General features: G+C 50.0%; 18 protein-coding genes and 1 other RNA gene. 7 read left to right on the forward strand and 12 right to left on the reverse strand.

The genetic code is table 11. The features are described 5' to 3' along the window. Nucleotides 1–176: 176 nt before the first annotated feature. Nucleotides 177–2,366, reverse strand: coding sequence for a type I restriction-modification system subunit M (locus tag C1752_RS08930; protein WP_199464342.1), 2,190 nt, complete (start codon nt 2,364–2,366; stop codon nt 177–179). Between the two features lie 110 nt (nt 2,367–2,476). Here C1752_RS08930 and C1752_RS08935 point away from each other — a divergent pair, with 110 nt between their 5' ends. Beyond that, the gene (locus C1752_RS08935; protein WP_110985709.1) at nt 2,477–3,247 is read left to right on the forward strand and encodes a hypothetical protein; all 771 of its coding nucleotides are present in this window, start codon (nt 2,477–2,479) and stop codon (nt 3,245–3,247) included. Nucleotides 3,248–3,262: 15 nt separating this feature from the next. Here the strand turns inward: C1752_RS08935 and C1752_RS08940 are convergent, their stop codons facing one another. The 3 genes from C1752_RS08940 to C1752_RS08950 form a co-directional block, all read right to left on the reverse strand. Continuing rightward, the gene (locus tag C1752_RS08940; RefSeq protein ID WP_233501483.1) at nt 3,263–3,880 is read right to left on the reverse strand and encodes a DUF3318 domain-containing protein; all 618 of its coding nucleotides are present in this window, start codon (nt 3,878–3,880) and stop codon (nt 3,263–3,265) included. A gap of 161 nt (nt 3,881–4,041) precedes the next feature. Further along, nucleotides 4,042–4,608, reverse strand: coding sequence for an FxLYD domain-containing protein (locus C1752_RS08945; RefSeq protein ID WP_110985710.1), 567 nt, complete (start codon nt 4,606–4,608; stop codon nt 4,042–4,044). A gap of 120 nt (nt 4,609–4,728) precedes the next feature. Next, a complete protein-coding gene (locus C1752_RS08950; protein ID WP_110985711.1) occupies nt 4,729–5,211 on the reverse strand; it encodes a flavin reductase family protein in 483 nt (160 codons plus the stop codon). A 238-nt stretch (nt 5,212–5,449) separates the two neighbouring features. On the opposite strand from C1752_RS08950, the gene C1752_RS08955 reads away from it, so the two are divergent. After that, nucleotides 5,450–8,350 carry a Calx-beta domain-containing protein gene (locus C1752_RS08955; RefSeq protein WP_110985712.1) on the forward strand — a complete coding sequence of 967 codons (2,901 nt, stop codon included), beginning with the start codon at nt 5,450–5,452 and terminating at the stop codon, nt 8,348–8,350. 106 nt (nt 8,351–8,456) lie between these two features. Here the strand turns inward: C1752_RS08955 and egtC are convergent, their stop codons facing one another. After that, complete coding sequence (gene egtC / locus C1752_RS08960; RefSeq protein WP_110985713.1) at nt 8,457–9,248, reverse strand: ergothioneine biosynthesis protein EgtC; 792 nt, start codon at nt 9,246–9,248, stop codon at nt 8,457–8,459. Nucleotides 9,249–9,542: 294 nt separating this feature from the next. Between egtC and C1752_RS08965 the strand changes: the two genes are divergently transcribed. After that, complete coding sequence (locus tag C1752_RS08965) at nt 9,543–9,893, forward strand: hypothetical protein (protein WP_110985714.1); 351 nt, start codon at nt 9,543–9,545, stop codon at nt 9,891–9,893. 34 nt (nt 9,894–9,927) lie between these two features. On the opposite strand, the gene C1752_RS28905 is transcribed toward C1752_RS08965, so the two are convergent. Continuing rightward, on the reverse strand, nt 9,928–13,677 hold the full coding sequence (locus C1752_RS28905) for a response regulator (RefSeq protein ID WP_199464329.1): 3,750 nt from the start codon (nt 13,675–13,677) through the stop codon (nt 9,928–9,930). 333 nt (nt 13,678–14,010) lie between these two features. Here C1752_RS28905 and C1752_RS08980 point away from each other — a divergent pair, with 333 nt between their 5' ends. Then, a complete protein-coding gene (locus C1752_RS08980; protein WP_233501484.1) occupies nt 14,011–14,499 on the forward strand; it encodes a GNAT family N-acetyltransferase in 489 nt (162 codons plus the stop codon). 263 nt (nt 14,500–14,762) lie between these two features. On the opposite strand, the gene C1752_RS08985 is transcribed toward C1752_RS08980, so the two are convergent. Continuing rightward, nucleotides 14,763–15,740, reverse strand: a complete 978-nt coding sequence (locus C1752_RS08985) for a hypothetical protein (RefSeq protein WP_110985716.1) — start codon at nt 15,738–15,740, stop codon at nt 14,763–14,765. Nucleotides 15,741–15,742: 2 nt separating this feature from the next. Beyond that, on the reverse strand, nt 15,743–16,222 hold the full coding sequence (locus C1752_RS08990; RefSeq protein ID WP_110985717.1) for a hypothetical protein: 480 nt from the start codon (nt 16,220–16,222) through the stop codon (nt 15,743–15,745). Between the two features lie 778 nt (nt 16,223–17,000). Between C1752_RS08990 and C1752_RS08995 the strand changes: the two genes are divergently transcribed. After that, a complete protein-coding gene (locus tag C1752_RS08995; RefSeq protein WP_199464330.1) occupies nt 17,001–17,855 on the forward strand; it encodes a M28 family peptidase in 855 nt (284 codons plus the stop codon). A gap of 76 nt (nt 17,856–17,931) precedes the next feature. Here C1752_RS08995 and aroC read toward each other — a convergent pair whose 3' ends face one another. The 4 genes from aroC to C1752_RS09010 form a co-directional block, all read right to left on the reverse strand. Then, on the reverse strand, nt 17,932–19,032 hold the full coding sequence (gene aroC / locus C1752_RS09000) for a chorismate synthase (RefSeq protein ID WP_110985718.1): 1,101 nt from the start codon (nt 19,030–19,032) through the stop codon (nt 17,932–17,934). Nucleotides 19,033–19,113: 81 nt separating this feature from the next. Continuing rightward, complete coding sequence (locus tag C1752_RS28910) at nt 19,114–19,269, reverse strand: hypothetical protein (protein ID WP_199464331.1); 156 nt, start codon at nt 19,267–19,269, stop codon at nt 19,114–19,116. Between the two features lie 594 nt (nt 19,270–19,863). Continuing rightward, entirely contained in the window at nt 19,864–20,967 is a 1,104-nt protein-coding gene (gene hrcA, locus C1752_RS09005) for a heat-inducible transcriptional repressor HrcA (protein WP_110985719.1), read from the reverse strand. 46 nt (nt 20,968–21,013) lie between these two features. Beyond that, nucleotides 21,014–21,370: a rhodanese-like domain-containing protein gene (locus C1752_RS09010; protein ID WP_110985720.1), complete on the reverse strand. Its 357-nt coding sequence runs from the start codon at nt 21,368–21,370 to the stop codon at nt 21,014–21,016. Between the two features lie 105 nt (nt 21,371–21,475). On the opposite strand from C1752_RS09010, the gene C1752_RS09015 reads away from it, so the two are divergent. Both C1752_RS09015 and ssrA read left to right on the forward strand, forming a co-directional pair. Beyond that, nucleotides 21,476–21,718: a type II toxin-antitoxin system HicB family antitoxin gene (locus C1752_RS09015; protein ID WP_110985721.1), complete on the forward strand. Its 243-nt coding sequence runs from the start codon at nt 21,476–21,478 to the stop codon at nt 21,716–21,718. Between the two features lie 116 nt (nt 21,719–21,834). Then, nucleotides 21,835–22,229, forward strand: a transfer-messenger RNA (tmRNA) gene (gene ssrA / locus C1752_RS09020). Nucleotides 22,230–22,234: the final 5 nt, after the last annotated feature.

Below are 22,234 nucleotides of genomic sequence, written 5' to 3' on the forward strand. Positions count from 1 at the left end.
TCCTTTGAAATTGAACTGCATCATCATAGGTGAGTCAATGTGCGATCGCGATTTTCAGCAATTCTCATGCTGCCTCCCTAATCAAGGCTGTATATCTCCTATTACCAGTATTACCAGAATTCCCGTTTGCAGCTATCCTCCTTTGCCAATTGTTGCGACATGTCGCAACAATCTCATCACACGATCTCCCCCAGCATCGCCACAATATCCTTCTCCAGCGCCTTAATATCTGCCTCAATCTCCGCCAACGGACGGGGTGGCTCATACACATAAAAATGCCGATTCAACGGAATCTCATACCCCACCTTGGTCTTGCGATAGTCAATCCAAGCATTCGGCACATGGGGCAACACCTCCGTCCGCAGATAGTTCTCACAGTGCCCCTTCACCAAACTCAAAAGCTGATCTAATCCCGTCTCACCGTCATAGCCCAACGGTAGCGGTAGCTTAATCTCTGCAGGCAACGGCACAATTTCCGTATCCCGAAGCTCACTATCCGGCTCAGGATTGCCCTTCTTATCTCGGCAAATTTCCGCCGTCGAGTCTCGCTCACTCAAAGCAGCCAACACCATCTTCTTCACCGCTGCAGCTAGCTTTAGATCTGCTGCTTTTAGGGCCTGGTTTAGGGTTTTGAGAAACTGGGTGCGATCGCAATACAACACCCCCGAATCCAACGTCTCTAGCATCTCAATGATCGCCGCCTGCAGCCGCTCCCCTGCCTCAATCTCAGCCTGCTGAGCCGCCAAATCTTTGCGCTTCTTACTCGTCGCCAAATTACTAAACGCCGACTGCTCCCACAGCCGCTCTATTCGTTCAGGACTTGCCTGAAAATTGAGTCGTAACGGTCGCTCCACTGTCACCTTCAAGAACCCAAACGCCTGATTCGGCAAAATCTTAGAGCAGACCCGCGACTCTTCCCCGAACTCACTGGCAGCATTATGGTCATAGTTCCCGTACAGCCGCACCAGTTCCGCTATGTGGGCATCCGAGAGTTCATTGCGCTTGTTGCCTAAACTCTTCTTCATCTTCTGGAAATGACGAGTGCCGTCAATCAACTGCACCTGTCCCTGTCGATGGGGCGGCTTCTTGTTCGTCACCAGCCAGATATAGGTGTAGATGCCCGTGTTGTAAAACATCTGATCCGGCAGCGCCACCACCGCATCTAGCCAGTCATTTTCAATAATCCAGCGGCGGATATTGCTCTCGCCACTGTTGGCATCTCCTGTAAACAACGGCGACCCATTAAAGACGATCGCAATCTTAGAACCATCGCCCCCGTCCACCGGAGCCGGACGCATTTTGGAGATCATATGGAGCAAAAACAGCAGCGACCCATCATTGATACGCGGTAGCCCCGGACCAAACCGCCCGCTAAATCCCTTCTCCCTATGTTCTTCCTTAACCGCAGACTCCTCCGGCTTCCACTCCACCCCAAACGGCGGATTCGCCAGCATGTAGTGAAACTGCTGCTCCCCATGACCATCGTGGGGAATAAAGTTATTGGCCTTGTTCTTGGCCTCCTTGAGACCCAGCGTGTCGCCGAACACCAGATTGTCGATGGGGGCATCTTTAATCAGCAGATCAGAGCAGCAGATGGCGTAGGCTTCCGGGTTATATTCCTGCCCAAACAGCTCTAGGTTGGCATCCGGGTTCTGGGCCTTGATATATTCCTCCGAGACTGACAGCATCCCACCCGTTCCGGCTGTGGGGTCATAGATAGTTTTGTAGATGCCCTGCTTAAAGACATCTTCTTCATTGCTGAACAGCAGATTCACCATCAATCGGATCACTTCACGCGGGGTGAAATGGTCGCCCGCCTCTTCGTTGGCCTGCTCATTAAATTTACGGACCAGCTCTTCAAACAAGTACCCCATCTGTAAATTTGAGAGAGCCTGGGGCGAGAGGTCAATCTGAGAGCTGCAAAACTCTTTGATGATCAAGAACAGCCGGTTGTTCTCATCCAGTTTTTCAATTTCGTTTTCAAACTCAAACTTCTCAAAAATGTCCCGCGCTCGGGGCGAGAACCCATTGATGTAGGCCACTAAGTTGCTGGCAATTCCTGGTGGATCGCCGAGGAGCTTCGTAAAGGTCCACTGGCTGGTGTTGTATAGGGGCTGCGATCGCTCTTTCCCCACGGCAACTTTAGACAGGGCTTTTTCCAGCGCCACATCCTTAAAACCCTTTGCATCCAGGTGGATCTTCTCCGCAATTACCTGCTCTTTAGTGGTTTCCAAGACCGCATCTAAACGCCGGAGCACCACCAACGGCAGCATTACCTTTCGATACTGAGGCGGACGGTAGGGGCCACGGAGCTTGTTGGCAATATTCCAGATGAAGCCGACGAGATCTTGATGGTGACCAGACATGGACATAACTGAACAGTACGCCGATCAATTGTAGTTGCAGAACAAGCCTTGGAAGCTACCCGAAAAATATTGATAGCTTGGGAGAGTCGTAAACCCTAGTCAACTGACTGATGCATTGGCTCACCTGTCCCGCTGAACAACTCTTCGAGACCTATTCTGAGTCGATACAGGCGCTTGCCGTACCCGAGAAACTTTCTAAAGCACAGCTACATACTCCCCATTTTCGGCTGTATGCTGAACGGCGGCTAGAGATTTACTATGCCCCTCTAGGATACGTGCGTAAAGCAGCCAAAGTCGCTCTGGTGGGCCTGACCCCCGGCTGGCAGCAGATGGAGTTGTCCTATCGTCTTGCTGCAGAGCTGATGAAGGTCCCTGATGTGGGCCAAAATAGGCAATGGGTTATGTCAGAAATCAAGCGACGGATGTCTTTTGCCGGACCCATGCGGCGAAATCTGCTGAAGATGCTGGATGCATTAGACTTCGCTACAGTTCTAGGACTCACTTCGTCGGCTGCTATTTTTGAGAACCGTGCCGATCTTGTTCACACGACCTCTGCCCTTCGCTATCCGGTTTTTTATTGCCATCGCAACTACACTGGCCACAATCCTAAAATGCTGAGCCGCAGTATTCAGATGCAAATGGTTGATCACCTATTGGGGCAAGAACTGAGTCAGCTCCCGAAAGCGTTAATCATTCCGATGGGCGAGGGGGCAACGCGGGCCATCCGGCATTTGGTCAACACCCATGTGTTAGACGAAGCCAGGTGTCTTTTCGGGTTTCCGCATCCCTCAGGAGCGAATGGCCACCGGCATCAGCAGTTTGCAGCACATCGTCAGGCGCTTAAAGACCAGCTCAAAAGCTGGCTGAAGGACCGGTCTTGAGACGAGATTAAGAGATTACGATCGCAGATCTTGCGGGATATCTACGGTTGATAAACCTGCGATCGCAAGTAAATTCTGACTACGAATCAGTTCATTGAAGGTCAAGCTCGCCCGTTTTTCCAATTGGGCTGCGGCCTTAATCGCCTGCATGAGATGCTGGGCGGCCTCAGGTTCAGAATAGCCACGGCGTTGAGCCACCTTGAGGGCCAGATTATCAGCCTCTAGCTCTACCGGCAGACCACGGGTGTTACGCCAGATTTGAGTGGTTGCGATCGCACCTAAGCCTGCAGCCACGACCACCCCCACCGCATCTCCCTGCACCAACTCCACCAGCGTTCCAACCAGACCAGCAACCGCTCCCCCCTGATAAAGATCTGGCTTCAGCCAGCGACTGCTTTTGAGCCAGCCCACTGTTCTCAGGAGGAGTAAATCGCACTGTGGCTGCGGGAGCTGACTCCACAGGTCAAAATTAATCGTGATCGGGCGCTTTTCTAAACGCAAAATAGAGCCGCCACAGTCAATCACCTGGGACTGCAAAGGAGCCTGAACAATTTTGGAATTCATGCGACCCGAGGCCGGCATCACATCCAAGAGACGACGAATTTCTGAGTTGGGATTCGTGGAGTCAGACACGGTTTAAGCCATGCTCAAACATAGAAGGATAGTACTCTCCATATCGTCGCATCCCATTGCTCAATTTAGACTCAAAACCCCCAGCACTCAGACAAAATTGTTGCCAGCACTGAGGGTTTCTATCTATTTGATGGCTAGAGTTTTGAGCGAACCTGACAGCGTTAAACGCCACCTTGAACCACAAAGGCATCGCTAGAGAGGCGAATTTTGTAGCCTGCATCAGCGGGAACCGTCAGCAGCTCGGCCTGGAAGGTGACAGTCTGCCCAGGGGCTAAAGTCGAAGGCTGAGGTGCTGCACTCCCGGTTTGCACGAGCTGACCGCTGGAGTCAATAATTTCAAAATTGACGCTAGCCACAGTCACAGCTTCTTTGTTGCCATTTGTCAGCGAACCCGCCGCGAGCGAGGAGCCATTAAGACGAATAATCGGATCAAGCCGCAGCTTGCTCACCCGCAAATTCTTTTCCAGCTTTTTCGCCAGTGCTTGAGGATCTTCACCCTGAGCACCAGATGCGGCGGTTTGCGTCTCTGCGGGGGCTGATGGAGCGTTGAGATTCAGCAACTGAGTCCAATAGGATTGAAACTCAGACCACTCCAGTGGGGAGTCACCAATCACCACAATATCCCCAGGGGTCTGAGTCCTTGCAGCCTGTGGCGCTAAAGCCACCGTAGAGACCAGTACAGAACCCACCAGCAGTCGGCTCAGGATATTCGGGAATCCAGTTAACATAATGTCGTTACTCTCTTAACCAGCGTATTGAAGCCCAGAGGGCAATCATAAGAATTCGTTTAGCAGGCCAGCCGCTATATTCTTTAGTATTCCCCAACGGTGGTCAAGACTGAACACTGACTATCCGCCGTACTGCCAAGGTGTATCCTGCAGCAAGAGTGGCTCTCCCTCTCGGTAAAGCTCAGACGCGACAACTTCCCCTAGAAAGATGGAGTGATCTCCCTCCTCTAGACTGCCCCTCACTCGACATTCGATATAGCCCAAAGCAGACTGAATAATCGGACAGCCAGTGGCTTCACCCAAGGTATAGTCCACATCGCCGAATTTGCTACCTTCACCTTTTTGGGGCTTGAAGAAAGTCTCTGCCATGTCTTTCTGGCTTTTATCTAAGAAGCTTACGGCAAAGACTTGACTCGCTTTAATCATGGCGTGGGAGCGTGAGTCTTGACGGACGCCGATCGCAATCATGGGTGGCTTAAAAGAAGCCTGGGTTGTCCAGCTTAGGGTAAAGCCATTGATCTCTTCACCCTCTTTGACGCCGCAGATATTGAGAGGGTGAGGAAGATGGCGCAGTAGGGTACGCTTGGCGTTATCGTCCAGCAATGATTTGATCTCCCTTACGGTACAGCTACTGTTCACTGTAGCAACTATGGGTCAAGGGTTGAATCGCGCGGATGGACCTCTGGGTCACAGTCATAATCATCTGTTTTACAGGAGTCATAACTTAACATAAAAACACCCGTAATTTAACGTACTTTCACTGAAACAAGCCCTATAGTAATAGCTGGTCCAGTTCTGGTCAATCACAGAGTTGTTTAGCAAGTAAAGAACGGGGGACATTTTGGACAATCCAGGCATTCTTTCATTGGAATTAGGCGCAATTCGAGTCCGTGAAGGTGACGAAGAGGCCATCATTTCTGTTCTTCGCACAGAAGGCAGCGACGGCACAATATCAGTAGACTACTCCATCAACGATGGAACAGCCAGAGATGGAAGTGACTATACAGGTAGTTCTGGAACCTTAACCTTTGGCCCCGGCGAAACAAAAATAGATGTCAGAGTTCCGATTCTGGCAGACAATCAGCCAGAGGTTGATGAGACCTTTAATATTGCCATTGGTAGCCCCATCGGCGCTGTCCTGGGAGCTATCCGGTCTGCGGTTATTACGATTACAGATGATGACACCACAGATGAAGATACTGTCGCCTTCGAGGATGCAGAATACAGTATTGGTGAAAACGCAGGGGAAGCAAGCATCGATATTGTCCGTACAGGCAATATCGATCGCACCGCTACGGTCAATTATGCATTGGGCGACGACTACGCGCGTGCTGGCCTAGACTTTGCCTCTGTTTCGGGCACTGTGACCTTCCAACCAGGTGAAGCACGTCAAACATTTGCGGTCCCCATTCTAGAAGACGAGCTACAAGAGTTCGATGAGTCCCTTACTCTAACGCTGACTGATCCCGTTGGCAGCAATTTGGGCGTGCAGAGCAGTGCCCAATTGACGATTGTAGATAACGATGAGGCTCCCTTTACGTTCGAGCGCGAAGTCGTTGTTTCAGGTTTAGCCGAGGGAGAAAGAGTCGCGCGGTTTTCTGCACCACCCGGACCAACAGCCTTTGACTGGGCACCTGATGGGACGATGTTCATTGCCAATCTAGATGGCGTTGTCCAAATTTTCGACAATGGTGAACTCTTAGAGCAGCCTTTCATTGATATTTCTGAGCAGGTGAATACGGGTGGGCAACGGGGACTATTGGGGCTAGCTGTTCATCCCGATTTTCCTGAAAGTCCCTACGTGTACCTAGCTTATTCCTACGATGCCCCTGGCGTGGAGCCGGACACGTCTAATACTCTACGCCCGACGCGGCTGGTTCGTGTGGAAGCGGACCCCGCCTCAGGTTATCGAGAGGTCTTGCCCGGTAGCGAAGTCATTCTGTTAGAAACGCCTCCCGTCAGTAACTTTCACGCAGCAGGGGCCATTAAGTTTGCAGAAGATGGCTCTCTCTTCTTTACCCATGGAGATGGAACCCAGGTTGGTAATACACCCACACCGGAGCAGGCAGAGCTACTGCAGAGCCTAGATAATCCCTTTGGTAAGCTCTTTCGCATTGACCCGCTGACGGGCGAGGGATATGCAGACAACCCGTTCTTCGATGGCGATACCACCAGTACTCAGTCCAAGATTTATAACTACGGCCTGCGGAACCCTTGGCGCTATACGCTTCATCCAGAGACAGGTGTCCCCTTTATTGGTGATGTCGGCTGGACAAACTGGGAAGAGATAAATACTGGGCGGGGGGAAAACTTTGGTTGGCCATTGTTTGAAGGCGGCAACGGCGTTAGCCGTAGGACCGAAGCCCTGGCTGATCTGCCTGAGTTCGAGACTCTCTTTCAAGGTGCATCAGATGTAACAGCCCCCCTCTTTGCACTCCGCCATCCCACCTCCCGCTCGATTACGCTCGGCGACTTTTACACAGGCGAAGCTTATCCTGATTTTTATGAGGGAGCACTTTTCTTTGCCGACAATACCGTGGGTGGGGTCAGTGCTCTACTTTTCGACGAGCAAGGGAATATCGATTCAGCTATTCCTTTTGCGGATGAGGAGCTAGGAATCACTCAGATTTCGGTGGGACCAGACTCAAATTTATATTTTGCGAATGTTTTCTCTGGCGAGATTGGACGCTGGGTTCCCGCCTCAATAAACGAAAATGAAACGTTGATCGGGGGAAACAGTGGTGATGTCTTGAATGGTGGTGCTGGAGATGACGTTCTACGCGGTCAGGAAGGTAATGACACTTTAGCGGGTGAGGCTGGTGACGATACCCTCAAAGGAGGGGCCGGTGACGATAGCCTTACAGGTGGCGCAGGTGACGATACCGTGATTGTTAATGACTTTAGTGGCGTTGACGTCTTTGACGGAGGATCGGGAAAAGATGTTATCCGGTTCTTACCCAGTGATGGCCGAAATATAAATGTTCGTATTGCCGAAGGATTCGTCGGTGACAGGCGCGAGGGCGGTCAGTTCTTTGAAAACTTTGAGCGTGTCCTAACCGGCAGCGGCAACGACAGCTTGTTTGGCGATGCGAATAACAATGAGCTGTTTAGTGGTGCAGGCAATGATACCTTCGAAGGCGGTGCGGGAAATGACATCTTAAAAGGTGGGTCCGGTAACGACGTCATTGACGGCGGGTCCGGTGACGATACCGTGATTGTTAATGACTTTAGTGGCGTTGACTTCTTTGATGGAGGAGAGGGGAACGATGCTATCCGGTTCTTACCCAGTGATGGCCGCAATATAAATGTTCGTATTGCCGAAGGATTCGTCGGTGACAGGCGCGAGGGCGTTCAGTTCTTTGAAAACTTTGAGAGTGTCTTGACTGGCAGTGGCGACGATAGCTTGTTCGGCAACGATGACGATAATCAACTCTACGGTGCGAATGGTCAAGACACGCTGCTGGGCGGCGGTGGTGATGACTTGCTCGCGGGCGGACTAGGAGATGACTGGGTAACCGGGGGCAGCGGCTCAGATACCTTTATACTCGCGTCTGATGATGGCACTGATCAGATCACTGATTTTGAACGTGGAGAGGATTTGATTGCCCTAGCAGGCGGCTTAAGTTTTGCAGAGCTAAGCTTCAGTGGCGATCAAATTTTATTGCAAGATCAAGCACTTGCTGTTCTAGACGGTATTGCTACTACCAGTTTGGTGGAGACTGACTTCATCTCGGTTGCGTAGCAGCTTGCCCCAATGTGAGGCGTAGAAAAGCTAAGGGACTTCATAAAACACTGGTTTGCCTTCTGATTCCGGTACGGCAAGTCTGGCAGAGCAAAACTGAGTGATTTTAAACTGTTTCTGTATAGACCTCTTGATCTGGGGTGACGACTACGAGGCTGTTCTCAGCAACCGCAGTCCAGTGTTTGTTCTCAAAAGTTGGCTCAGACGCAATTAAGACACCGCTGGGTAGAGATAAGTCATCCTGAACCCAGTAAAGGGAAGGAGGGGGGTTGGGATAGGCATATCTTGAAGCGACTAGGGACTGACCATCACTCAAAACAATGTTCAAGCTGACGCTAATGTTGGCAGCTGCGGCCCAGTTGGTAATGCGTTTCAGGGTCGCCGTCAGTGCAGACTGCAGCGGTAAGTCAGGGGTCTGCTCAAGTTCATGGCAGACGAGGGCAAAGATATGCTCTGAATCGGTGGTGCCCTCGATGGTCTGATAGCAGCGATCGCTTAGATGACTCCGCAGCTTGCGATAGAGTGTTGAGCGAAATTGATCAATAAACCCATTGTGAATGCCTAGCAGTTGCCCTTGCCGATAGGGCTGGCAGTTACTGAGCTGCACGCTTTGGCCTACGGTGGCGCTGCGGACATAGGCGAGCATACAGCCAGATTCTACATAGTGAGCAAGATTTGTAAGGTTTTGATCGCTCCAAATGGGCGTTGTATTACGATAGATACAGGGTGCAATGGGCTGTTCAGGATGGTACCAGCCAAGGCCAAAGCCATCTGCATTGAGCAACCCAGCGGTCATTTCTCGGGGTTGGTAGCTTTGCGCAATTAGTGAATGCTCGGGTTTCAGCAACAGTGTGTCTAAGCGAACAGAGGGACCGAGGTAGCCAAGCAAACGACACATAGAGGGGTAAATAGTTTTTTGTGTTCCTCAAACTATAGCTTTTGTTCCCAATTTGAGGGATGTCTCAGCAGATGTTCAGATTGAGCTGTAGTGATTCTCATCTCTGAGCTATTTAATTTAAATCGGGTGAGGAAGGCATTCGCATCAATCTGACTCCATCAGCAAGTCAATGTATCCGCTTGTCTTGTTTCTGCAAGCATTCAGCTTGCGATTGCGCTACACAGGACATCACGTTGCCTTATCTCTGATAGTCGCTGTGTCAATTTTCAGTTGTTAATCACTCCAGGAAGAATCATGTTCTCACTCACAAAGATGATTTTCGGAGGCTTGGGCACAGCCGTAGCCTGTAGCTTGCCGCTTGCGATCGCAACATTCCAGCCCCCAGCATCAGCCCAGTCTACCCCCCAGCCGCCGCCGCAACAAAGTGCCGACGCCTTAGGGGGTGCCCTGACGCAGTCCAATGAGAACTTGTTTCAAGCCCCGCAGACTCAAAGACCAGAAAGGAAAACGTCTGAAACTCTCAAGTTGGATGGCACGACTCCAGTCAATGAGAACGCTCAGACGCCCATGGATTGGCAATCCGAACACCTCGACAATCAGCGGCAGAGCAGCAGCGGTTTCTCTCTCGTCAACGTTGATCTCTAGCCGCCACAGCGCGTTGTGGCGAGCCTGAACTCGCTCACGTAGTCGGCTGGGGAATGGTGAAGTAAAACGTACTGCCCTGCCCCAGCTGACTATCGACCCAGATTTGTCCGCCATGCTGCTGAACAATACTGCGGCAAATCGATAGACCTAGGCCCGTGCCCTCATGATTGCGGGTATCAGAAGAATCAGCCTGCTGAAATCGCTCAAAGATCAGGTCAATCTTGTCCGCAGCAATCCCGCGCCCCCGATCCTGCACGCTAAAGCAGAGGACCTGCGGCTGTGTCGTTTCAGCGCTGAGCCATACGGTACTGCCACGAGTTGAGAATTTAATGGCGTTGCTCAGGAGATTGGTGAAGGTTTGCAAAATCCGATCTGGGTCGGCCCGAATCTGCGCGGAGATCGGTTGCACTATCAAGGTGACGCCCTCCTGTTCGGCCATCCCCTGCATCGTATTGGCGGCCTGCGTCATCAGAGCTTCAGCCCAGCAGGGCCGCAGCTTCATTTCCACGTTGCCCGATTCGATGCGCTCAACGTCTAATACATCGTTAATTAAGCGCACCAGCCGGTCGGTACTGTCTGCGGCGATCTTGAGCAGCCGCTGGTTTTTGTCTGCTTGGGTGCTGAGCATGCCGCTGGCAAGCATCCGTAGAGACCCGTGAATAGAAGTGAGGGGCGTCCGTAGTTCATGACTGACAATGGAGATGAATTCATCCTTCATCCGCTCCATGACTTTGCGATCGCTAATGTCTTTAAAAGTGATCACAGCGCCAATAATCTTGCCCTGCTCAAGAATGGGAGTACTGAGATATTCCACCGGGAAGCAGAAACGGTCTCGGCGGCAGAAGATTGCCTCTGATAGCGGCTGCGGTGTCCCGGCCTGCAGTGAAGCATAGATAGAGGCCAAAGCCTCTGGAACAAGCTCACGATGGTCGGGTTCGAGAACACTGGGGAAGAGAATTTCAAGGGTTTGATTCATTAAGTCATCGGCGGTGTACCCAAGATATTGTTCGGCAGCAGCATTGACGAAGGTGAATTGCCCCTGCAGATTGAGCCCGCAGAGTCCTTCGCCAATGGCGTTAAGAATTAGCTCGTTTTGATGACTCATGCGCTCCAGCGTTTCCTGGGCCTGTTTACGCTGTGAAATATCACGCAGAATGACGGTGTAAAGGGTTTCAGTTTCTAATTCCAGCTTTGAAATCGAAGCCTCAGCTGGAAATTCGGTGCCATCTTTACGGCGACCAAAGAGTTCTTGGCGCTCTGCAATCCGCGTCGACGGTCCCCCACTGGCAACACGCTGACGATGAATCATCTCCGCCTGATTGGGCAGAAGCAGATCTAAGGATTGCCCAATCACCTCTGAGGATTCGTAACCAAAAATTTGCTCAGCGCCCTGATTAAAAAGGGTAATGGCCTCAGAAGCATTGACGGAAATAATAGCGTCGTTGGCAATTTCTAAAATGCCTGAAAAGCGCTCTTGAGAAACCTTCAGGGCGCTCTCGGTGGCCTTGCGTTCAAACAGTTCTTGGTTGAGCTGTTGGTTGACGCTGATCAGTTCTGCCGTACGCTCGGTCACCTTGCTCTCCAAGTTTTTGCGCGCTTCTTGCAGCACAATTTCCACCTGTTCACGTTCAGCTAGTTCAATTTGTAATTTCTGATAAAGCTCCGATTGCTGCAGCGCGATGGCCAGCTGGGTTGCCAGTCGGGTGAGCAAATTGATTTCACTTTGCTGCCACTGTCGAGGGGCAGAGCAGTGGTGAGCAATCAACAACCCCCAAAGCCGATCGCCCTGCAGAATCGGTACGATCAGGCTAGCCTGCACCTGAAACTGCTCTAGGAATTCGATATAGCAAGGTGTCAACCCAGCACAGTGAACATCTTCAAAGGCCGTAACGTGCCCCTGGCGAAAGGGTTCAATGTAGGCTTCAGCAAAGCAGGGATCATAAATCTTCATCTCAAGCACTGAGGTCCAGGTCGTCGCCCCTAAAGACTCAACGAGTGCCTTGCCGCTCCAGTCTGGGTTGAACTTAAAAATCAGGACACGGTCGGTTGCCAGTACTCGCTGTACTTCCGTCACAGCCGTGCTCAAAATATCCTTTAAGTCTAGAGACTGGCGAATGTGAGCGGCGATCTCTCCCACGAGTTGCTCCTGGGCCACCTGCTGCTGCAGCGCGGCTTCATTGTGCTGTTGTTCAGCATTATCCAGCAGTCGCTCTAACAGATGGGTGCGCTCATCATGTTTGAGTACCTCGGCGAGCGGCTCAATTTTAGAGAGCTGCCGCTGCAGTCTGGTGCGCTCTAAGCGATTGAGAATTCGCACGATCAGTTCAGGCCCCATAATCGGCTTACTGACGAAATCATCGGCTCCGACGCTATAGACCCGGTTGACGATTTCAGCTTCAGTGTGGGCCGTCAAGAAAATGATCGGTAGCTGCTCCCAGCGAGCGTCATCGCGAATTTTCTGGCAGAGATCAATGCCGTTCATCTTCGGCATCTCAACATCTAGCACCAATAAATCAGGGGTGTGTTCGGCCAGCCTCTGCCAAACCTGACTCGGTTCGGTGAGGGTTGTCACCTGAAATCCCCAGGGTTGCAGGAGGGTCGTGACGGTCTCCGAAACAAGGGGATCGTCATCAACAACCATGATCTGAGCCTCTATAGAGCCTAGGGAAGAGGGCGGAACGGTAAGGCCTTCCCGCGGCCCGGCAGTGGACGGCTCCAAGATGGGGTAGGGGGGCTGAGGCGGGAAAGACCTGAGGGACGGCAAATCGGCACGGCTAATTTCAGACCGCAGCGCAATGACATTCTGCTGCAGCGCTAAGGCTTGATCCTCGGTCAGGATCGTCTCCTGGAGTAAATGCTCAATGCTGCGCGCGAACTGCGACCCTTGGGCATAACCAAAAGTGCCGAGTCCTCCAGCTAAAGTATGGGCTTCTTGTCGCGCCTGTTGATGGAGTTCTGTCGCTAACGAACCTTGCGTGAGGGCGGTGGCAGCCTGCTCTAAGATACCGACCTGCTGGTTAATCCGAGGCTGGAATTTGACCCAAACATCGGTGAGGGCGGCCTGTGGCTGTGGTTCAGCTTCTGGCATCACCTGTGGCTTGGCGGGTTCAGGAAGGGGCTTGAGGCGGTATCCAATCCCATAGACTGTTTCAATTAAGTCAGGGGGGGCACCCGCAGCCTTAAGCTTCTGCCGGAGCCCTTTAATGTGGGTGCGAACGGCTTCTTCTCCTGGCGTATCTTCGTAGGTCCACAGATGCTCTAAGACCATGCCACAGCTAAAGACGCGACGATTATTGCGCATCAATAGCTCTAGGAGTGCATATTCTTTGGGGGTTAGCGATAGCAGAACATCAGCATAGGTGACTTCACAGGCTTTGGGATCGAGCCGAATATTTTCCCATTCAAGGATGGGGGCTTCAGTGCCTTGGCTCCGACGCAGTAGGGCTCGCACCCGCGCCGTTAACTCTTCTGGATCAAAGGGCTTAACAACATAGTCGTCGGCTCCGGCATCTAGGCCCATGGCCTTGTCATGACCACTGTCTTTGCCTGTGAGCAATAAAATGGGAGTGGGGCAGCCTTGCGATCGCAACTGTCGACAGAGACTGACGCCATCTAGCCCTGGTAGCATCACGTCAGAAAGAATCAGATCGTACTCGAACGCCTCCACGAGATCTGCGACGGCTTGACCGTCTGCGACCTTCTCCACTGCATAATTCTGTTGGGTAAACAGGAGCTCAAGCGCTTTTGCATTCAGCTCATCATCTTCAACAATCAGAATCCTCATGCTCTCTCTCGTTAGGGTCTGGCGTGATGGGATCAGGTTCTAAACGACTCACGAAGTCATCTAGACATCTATTCATTCTTGCTAGGTCATTAAGACTTTTGTGAACAGTTCCGGCTCAAAAACAGACAGCAGAGACTCCATCATGCTGGCTCAAAGCTTTGGTAATCCTATGATAGCCTCAGGTCGCGATTCAGCTCTGATTAAGGCTTCCGGAATTGTGGATGCTTCACTGTCAAGCACTCGCAGTATTCCCCTGCTATGATCTGAAGTCATTTGTAATCACTCGACCAGGATGCAATGGATAGTAGGGACCTAGCAGATGCCTCCATAAGCGTGAGGCCAAGCAAAAGACAGGATTACTCAGCCGTTGCGTCGATCTATAACCAGGCGATCGCAACCGGCGGTATGACCTTCCATGAGCAGGAACTATCGGCAGGTTATATACAACGATGGGTGGAAGGATTTTGCGATCGCGAGTCTCTCTTAGTCCTTGTATACAACGATCAGATTTTGGGCTGGGGTGTTGTCAAACGCTATAGCGATCGCACAGGCTATCGATTTTGCTGTGAAACCTCAATTTATCTCGATAGTGCAGAAACAGGGAAAGGCTACGGCAGTATTTTGCAAAAGGCTTTGCTGCAGAAGGCGGTAGAGCTGAATTATCACCACGTTGTTCTCAAAATTGTGGCCTCCAATCAAGGCAGCATCCGCTTCCATGAACAATTTGGGTTTGAAACAGTTGGCATTCAAGAAGAGATCGGCTTCACACATGGTCGTTGGCATGACGTAGCAATCATGCAGCTCATTTTGCCTGCCCATTAGCCGACTGTGCACACAGGTCTTAGAAAGTAACATCACTTACCTGCGAATAAATTTCAGGCTTATTTGCCCCACCAATTTCAATGGGTTAGGACGTGCTTTCATCATCCCAACGGAGGCTCTTTATTAGAATGAGCTGAGCGCGAGTTTTCCTACGGGCTTATCACGGTAGCATGTGAGGATATAGCCGTTAGCCTCTAAAAACGACACTATCTATAAAGAGGTGAGGGCTATCCCGAGAGACACTTGGTATCAGACTGCTTGGATTATTGGGTTGCGTTGGCAAAGAACTTACCCTTTTTCATAAAGACAAAGCCAAATAAAGGCAAATCTCGAACAATTTGCCGCCAAACGAAGCGCTTTGGAGCAAAAGGAGAGTTCACAAAGAAAAGCGTTAACCAAAGACAATTACTCCAAAATGAGATTGACATCGTCAGTTGAGATGCAATATGAAAGCAGATCAACCCCAATCCCCACAATCGATGTAACGATGGCCGAAAGGATGCCCAGAGAGAGAAAAATTGCAGATAAATTGTACCGATCATCAACGGCCAAGCAATAAAATAGTGCTCGATTAGCCAAGTACCGAGATAGCTAGTCGCATCAGTCTGCACCAAACGGTTGGCAATCTGAAGCGGAAGAGCCTCAGGCATTAAAGTATGCACTTGGTTCCGTATTGCCTGGATCGGTATCTGAATAATTTTAAAGAAGCCGGACATAGTATAAGTCAACATAATCATTGACTGACAACCTGAAAAGACGATCAAAGTGGCTGCTCGTATCGCCTTCTCTGGCTTTTCCAAAAACCAGCCAGGAGGAAGGAATATCAGGATAAAACTGAGTAGAAGCTGTAAATGGCCTCCGTGATTAATTTTCCCAAATGAATTATCAAATGCCATGAACTCTAGCAATGCTAGAAAGATAAGAATCCGAGCCGTTCGCCAACGAGTAGCGGTCAATGCCAAAAAGCCACCTATGATGTAAAACCAAAAGATAAGTGTGATTCCAGAAGAAATATCAACGTAGTTCAGCCAGTAAACAGGCCAGAGAGGAACCAGATCTATTTTGTTTAAGTAGTCTGGCCAAAAACTAAGAGACTGAAGAGAGTAAAAAGCAACTAATGCATAAAAACAGCGAACAATGAATTGAACTGACAAAAACTTATGAGTCAAAGTAAAAGAAAGACTTTGATTTGAACGTCCCCCACTGAAGAACTTCACCAAGAGCTTTGCAGAACAATTCATTTCTATAAGCCACTCACAAAATAATCTAGATGCCTAACTTTTGATTCGCCAGACTTATATTTATCTACTGGGTTATAGGTTTCAGATATAAGCTCGTACTTAACTTCACCCTTCAAGTAATTCTTCTCAAAGAGATTTTGAAATCGTTCAAAGCCAGCACTGTCGTCTTTTAGATAAGATTTCCCCATTTTCTGAATTACGACTACTGCATTGATATCTCTGCTGGGGGCAATAGAGTCGGGAGCTTTGTTGAAAGTAACAGGAGGATGAATTCCTTTGCCATTATGTTCATAGACAATCACATCAAACTTCCTTTGGCTAGGCTGAGGAATTGTTGAAAAAAGAGACCAGCTAAAAATCGGGAATATCTCAGTAGCCCCTCTTTCCCGACCTGACTTCCAGGCGACTAAGCCCACCAAAAAATAAAAAGCAATACAAAAAGTTATTCCGGTTTGCAAATGTCTTATGTGATTTTTCGCCATTTTTTATGCATTTTACATTTATTTTTACAGATGCATTGGACCTCTCGTGAGTATCTCCTAATTTTGCAGCATGAATTCAAGCTCATACAGATAGTTGTCAGAACTATCTTGAATTTATAGTGGATGATTTGTCTTTTTCGTTGCCTCCACAATGGCTATTGAGATACGGATTGTTTTAGTGCAAACTCCCTATGATTTTAAAGCTCTCTCAAAGAAAATCTACAAAGAGGTTGGAAATTAAAAAATAAATAATCAAGCCTTTCCTTCCCCTCTTCAGAAAGAGGAAATCTATTGTGGATTATTTGAGAAGCTGAGTTGAGTTCTGTCGGATAGGCAACTGATAGCACCTATAAATCTCCTCTGACACCTGTGCCTTACTCATAAAACCGTAAATCAATTTCCAGCCTATATTTTCAATGCATGGGATTAAAAAAATACCCTACATATCTCACTAATAATAGCTTCTGGGAGTAGGTTCCTCTTTTCCATAAACCATAGACCGTTGTGAGTGTTACATCATTTAGAACATGTTTGGGAAATAGATGATGTGCGCTAACCCTCTTTTTCGGTTGCACCAGCTCTCAACGAAGAACTATCTTTTAAGAGACAAAAATCCTTAAAGCCTTTTGTACAGAGAGTTTTAAAAGCTTGTGCATAATGTATCGCCCAGTGTGGAGCTAGGGGATGAAAGGTGAGTCTGTAATATTGGGATTGAGGCTCTAAAGTGAACTTGGCATACCTACTTACTACCAACCTTTTAATCAGGACAGTATTCGATTTGAATATAGCCCTATTACAACAGCACCTCTCCCAGCACCTCCAGCAACTTGTGCGGGAGCGAGACCCGTTCTTAGGGCAGGCAGGTCACTATTTTGTGCGAGAGTACATCCGTCAAGAGCTCGCAAACTTTGGCGAGGTAGAGACACATTCATCTAAATGGCAAGGCAAAACTTATGAAAATCTGATTCTGAATATAGGGCGACGCGCAGGAGGCAAGAAAGCAGCACCGATTTTGATCGGCGCCCATTACGATACCGTTCCCGGATCTCCAGGGGCTGACGATAACGCTACAGGAATCGCCGTATTGCTGGAGCTAGCCCGCTACTTTAGTCAGACAGCAGCAAAGTATCCAATTCGTCTAGTTGCATTTGATCTCGAAGAGTATGGCTGGGGCGGCAGCCTACCCTATGCAACATTGCTTCGAGAGAGAGGCGAAAAGCTGCGGCTAATGCTGTCACTAGAGTCGCTGGGATACTGCAGCGACACCCCTGGGTCACAAACTTACCCCGCAAAATTTCTAGAGTTTATCTATCCTTCTCAGGGCAACTTTATTGCTTTAATCGGCAATCTAGAGGCAGCCGGCGACATGCTGAGTATCAGCCGCAAGATGAAAGAGAAAGTTCCTTGCCAATGGCTACCAGTCCCTCTAAAAGGGAAAATTCTGCCGGACATGCGACGCAGCGATCACGCACCGTTTTGGGATCTGGGCTATCGCGCGATGATGGTCACCGACACCGCAGATGCAAGGAACCCAAATTATCACACCGCGAAGGATACTATTAAGACCCTCGACCTAGATTTTCTCGCGAATGTCTATCAAGGCTTGGTGCGGGTAATTGAAACGCTGTCATAAACCGTGCCGAAGCATTCATCACAGGGAAATTCTTCTGACGATAAATGGACTGATCCGCAACCTTCACTCGTGAAATCTACTCAGATCTCGGCAGCGTTCGGCACTGAGCTTCATTGCGCAGGAGATGATCGCAGAGCACTAACGCCACCATTGCCTCCACCATCGGCACTGCTCTGGGCAAGACACAGGGATCATGGCGTCCCTTTGCGGCCAGCGTTGTCTCTTCACCTGCCTGATTAACCGTTTTCTGGGATTTGCCAATGGTTGCCGTGGGCTTAAACGCAGCCCGCAGCACGATATTCTCTCCGTTGGAGATTCCGCCTTGAATGCCGCCAGAGCGATTAGTCACCGTCCGGATGCGGCCTGTCTCGTCGGTGTAGAACTCATCATTATGCTCAATTCCCGTTAGCCGTGTTCCCGCAAATCCTGACCCAATCTCGAACCCTTTACTAGCCGGTAGCGACATAACACCTTTGGCAAGATCGGCTTCTAGCTTATCGAACACCGGGCTTCCCAGACCGATGGGAACCTGACGAGCTACGCATTCAACAACGCCCCCCAAAGAGTTTGCATCTTTGCGAGCCTGATCGATAATTTCGATCATTTGCTCAGCGGCCTCTGCGTTAGGACAGCGAAGGATATTGCTTTCTACAGCTTCGAGGGTGACCTGCTCGGGATCAATCTCAGCTTCAAGGTCTTTGATGCGTTTGACGTAGCCGATGATTTCGACGCCTGCAATTTGGGCAAGAATTTTTTTCGCGATCGCACCTGCTGCCACCCGACCAATGGTCTCCCGAGCCGAGGAGCGCCCACCGCCTTGCCAGTTGCGCACCCCATATTTCGCGTCATAGGTGGCATCTGCATGAGATGGGCGATAAACCTGGGCCATCTCACTGTAGTCTTGGGGGCGCGTATTCTTGTTGCGGACCAAAATTGTGATCGGCGTACCGAGCGTCTGCCCCTGAAATACACCCGAGACAATCTCGCAGGTGTCGGCCTCTTTGCGAGGCGTGGTGATTCGGCTCTGCCCCGGACGTCGCCGGTCGAGTTCAACTTGAATTTCGGCTTCAGAAATCGCGAGCATGGGCGGACATCCGTCAATCACCACACCGACGCCGCCGCCGTGGGATTCACCAAACGTCGTAATCCGAAACAGATGTCCAAATGTATTGCCCATAGTCTTCGGCTAATCTTTCAAAAATGAGGGGTGATCTAGTTGCGTCACGATTGTCCCACATCTTCTTCGATAGCTTGTGGTCTAGGACCGAGTATCTTGGTAGCGCTCAGCAACAACCCTGTCTATCTGCTGCGGCGTAAAGTCTGTCAGCTCTGATATCCAATGCTTAACAGCCTCTTTTGATAAATGGGTTTCTGCAAGATTAGTCGTGTCTAAAGTAGGTGTATAAGGTGGCATGATTAATATCAATCCAAATCACATCAAACGACGGCATAAATTAGAAATTTGTATAGCGACCTAATATCAGGTGCCTCAGGCTGTACCTGAGTATCTGAGCAGCTACTATGCAAAGCTAGCGGCCAAACAAAATGTACAAGACGGAGCTGACAACCTGGTGTTCCCGTACCCCCCCGGAACAGAACAAGTTAGTAAAGCTGATGTCTGATTCCTGCAAGCCAGGAATCTAAAGGACCTATGCAAGGATCCCTTATCGGTTATCTTTCGAGAAATTTTAACTTCTCTTATGAAGCAGAAAGTTCTCTACCCCTAACGAAGTCGAAGTTCTTTAGAAGCTTCAATGCTTATCCCCCACGACAAACAGATGATCGCTTCAATCAACCTCTTAGGCATTCATCTTACTCGAGATATTGGTGAGTGGCTAGGGCCAATAACTAAACATCATATGAATTTGAACATTCCATTAGGATGTCCCATTCATTCCCACCCTCCATAGATAGTGCTTATTGATCTGATTAATGAACTTATCAGTCTCTGCACGGCAATTTATGCAACGTGGCCTCCTGCGCTATTGATTAGTCCCTTAGCTTCAGATTAGGCTGGCTGACTCAGACAGTGAGAGAGATAGTTGGCAGTTGCCTCCACCAGTGTCATGACTTTGTCATAGGCCATGCGTGTCGGCCCTAAAATGCCCACGCTCCCGACGGGCGTCTTGCCTTTTTGGTAGGTTTTTGAAACCAGCGTGCAGCTTTGGATGGAGGTCAAGGGATTTTCTGAGCCAATCCGAACGCTAATTTTGTCATGGGCAAAGTCTGCGTGAGCGGCATCTGCAGCACCAGAGCGGTGTTGAGACCATTCACAGATCAGGGGCCATAGCTGATCCTGCTTTTCTTCAAGTAGATGAATCAAAGGATGGGCCTGCTGCAGCTCTGAAAATTCGGGCTGGCGCAAGACTTCAGCAAACCCACCCACCAGAATGGGATTAGGAGAGGCAGCATGGGCGCGCTGAATTAAGTCAGAGAGCAGTGTCTGCAGGACGTGGGTATAGCTTTGAAACTCACGACCCAGTTCTTGCCAATCCAAAGCCGCCAGCTCATGAAGCGATCGCCCTGGCAGTTGGTGGTTGAGAAAGTTAGCCAGAAGCTGCAAATCTTGGCTGACCAGGTCTGGATCGCTGTTGTCTTCTGGGGCCTGAGGCAACTCCATCAGAACAGATTCTGTTTCGTAGGTATCCATCACCATGATCAGCATGACGCGCTGGTTTTCAACGGGCACTAGCTGCAGATGACGAACGGTGGTTGTTTGGGTCTGAGGTCGGGTAATGAGGGCCACACAGCCGCTTAGGTGCGATAGAACTTGAGCGGCGTGGCGAAGAATCGTTTCAAAGTTGCGTCGAGCGGGCTGCAGCCGATCTTCTAAGAGCTGCTCGACTTCCTGCCGCAGGGTCTCGGATGGGGTAATGAGCTTATCGACGTAGATTCGGTAGCCTGAATCTGAGGGGACGCGCCCTGCTGAGATATGAGGTTGATAGAGCAGCCCCACTTTTTCTAACATGCCCATGACGTTGCGAATGGTGGCGGGGCTGAGTGAGTGCCGCTGGGCCAATGCTTTGGATCCGACGGGTTCAGCTGTCACAATGTAGTGATTGACGGTGGCTCGCAAAATTTGCTGCTGTCGTTTAGTGAGCTGAACAGTCATGTAAACCGGTCCTAATCGCGAAATTAAAAAGTTGAATCGGCAAAATTTAATACCGGGGCAGGGTGGGGTCCACTTTACGGGTATAGGCATCAATCCCGCCCGCCACGTTTTTGACGTCGGTGAACCCTTGGCGCATAAGCCACTGACACATTTGGGCTGAACGCAGACCATGATGGCAGAGCACCATTGTTTCTTGGTGCGGATCAAATCGGAGAGGAATCTGATCGGACCACTCAGCAAACTCGCTCAGCGGTAGGTTCTCAAAGCCAGGAAGAGATGCGATCGCAACCTCCTGCGCCTCACGAACATCAATGAACTGTAGCCCCTGAAGTCCTGACTTCAGTTGAGCCTCTAGAGTTTCAACGGCAATTTCAGGAACCTCAGAAAAGTATGAATGAGACATTTTTCACAGGGATGATTAAAATAGCGCGAAAATGATATTAATCTTAAGATCTCAGGAAGTTATGACTTATTCTGTCATAGGTGCTGCGGAACGTCAGGCTAATTCATGTTGACAGACTATATTCAGGCCGCCATGCAGCGAGCGACCTATCGACTCTCCCAAGATGAGCACTTGATTTACGGTGAAATTCCGGGTTTTGAGCGGGTGACGGCACACGCAGAAACCATGGAAGCCTGCCGCAGTGAGCTAGTTGAAGCCTTAGAAGAGTGGATTTTCTTCCATATTTCTCGTCAACTTCCGGTGCCGGTGGTTGATGGTATCGAGCTACCCGTAAAGGAAATCCTTTAGGGCAACCATTGACCGAACAAGCTCTTAGGGAGACGGTTATCGGTCCTATAGAGGGATATCCCTACTGCCGTATTCAAGCAATTTCCCGACTCTGGAATATAATAGTGAGAGAACACGGGGCTGTAACGGTTTCGACGTCTTAGTGAACGTAGCTTCATGATTCAGGCCGAGAGTGAGTTATCTCTCGTAAATCAATGGCTCAAACATCGTACATGCGAACAACATCGTACCTTTCGCTCGCCAGCGTACAGCAGTAGCTGCCGCCTAGAAAAAACCAACTCTTTGGTTCGAGCATTCATAGATTGACTCCGTTAATTTCTATGGATAACCCCCAACGGATGCGCGATCTGAGGGTCTCTGGTCCCGACGTAAGCAAAGAACTTTACTAGAGCATCCCTCGCCTGGGATAAGAGGCGATTCCCGCTTCGAGGGTTAGAGAAGCTAAGCCTGTGAATGAATGGAGAGCTAATAATTAGGGCGGACACGGGTTCGACTCCCGTCAGCTCCATTTTTAAC

It is taken from the genome of Acaryochloris thomasi RCC1774, from assembly GCF_003231495.1.
Classification (GTDB): Bacteria; Cyanobacteriota; Cyanobacteriia; order Thermosynechococcales; family Thermosynechococcaceae; genus RCC1774.

Coding starts and splice junctions, on each gene's coding strand:
- C1752_RS09015 (WP_110985721.1), top strand. CDS start 21,476: ATGTTGACAGACTATATTCAGGCCGCCATGCAGCGAGCGACCTATCGA.
- C1752_RS08965 (WP_110985714.1), top strand. CDS start 9,543: ATGTTCTCACTCACAAAGATGATTTTCGGAGGCTTGGGCACAGCCGTA.
- C1752_RS08990 (WP_110985717.1), bottom strand. CDS start 16,222: ATGGCGAAAAATCACATAAGACATTTGCAAACCGGAATAACTTTTTGT.
- C1752_RS08930 (WP_199464342.1), bottom strand. CDS start 2,366: ATGTCTGGTCACCATCAAGATCTCGTCGGCTTCATCTGGAATATTGCC.
- C1752_RS09010 (WP_110985720.1), bottom strand. CDS start 21,370: ATGTCTCATTCATACTTTTCTGAGGTTCCTGAAATTGCCGTTGAAACT.
- aroC (WP_110985718.1), bottom strand. CDS start 19,032: ATGGGCAATACATTTGGACATCTGTTTCGGATTACGACGTTTGGTGAA.
- C1752_RS08935 (WP_110985709.1), top strand. CDS start 2,477: ATGCATTGGCTCACCTGTCCCGCTGAACAACTCTTCGAGACCTATTCT.
- C1752_RS28905 (WP_199464329.1), bottom strand. CDS start 13,677: ATGAGGATTCTGATTGTTGAAGATGATGAGCTGAATGCAAAAGCGCTT.
- hrcA (WP_110985719.1), bottom strand. CDS start 20,967: ATGACTGTTCAGCTCACTAAACGACAGCAGCAAATTTTGCGAGCCACC.
- C1752_RS08985 (WP_110985716.1), bottom strand. CDS start 15,740: ATGAATTGTTCTGCAAAGCTCTTGGTGAAGTTCTTCAGTGGGGGACGT.
- C1752_RS08945 (WP_110985710.1), bottom strand. CDS start 4,608: ATGTTAACTGGATTCCCGAATATCCTGAGCCGACTGCTGGTGGGTTCT.
- egtC (WP_110985713.1), bottom strand. CDS start 9,248: ATGTGTCGTTTGCTTGGCTACCTCGGTCCCTCTGTTCGCTTAGACACA.
- C1752_RS28910 (WP_199464331.1), bottom strand. CDS start 19,269: ATGCCACCTTATACACCTACTTTAGACACGACTAATCTTGCAGAAACC.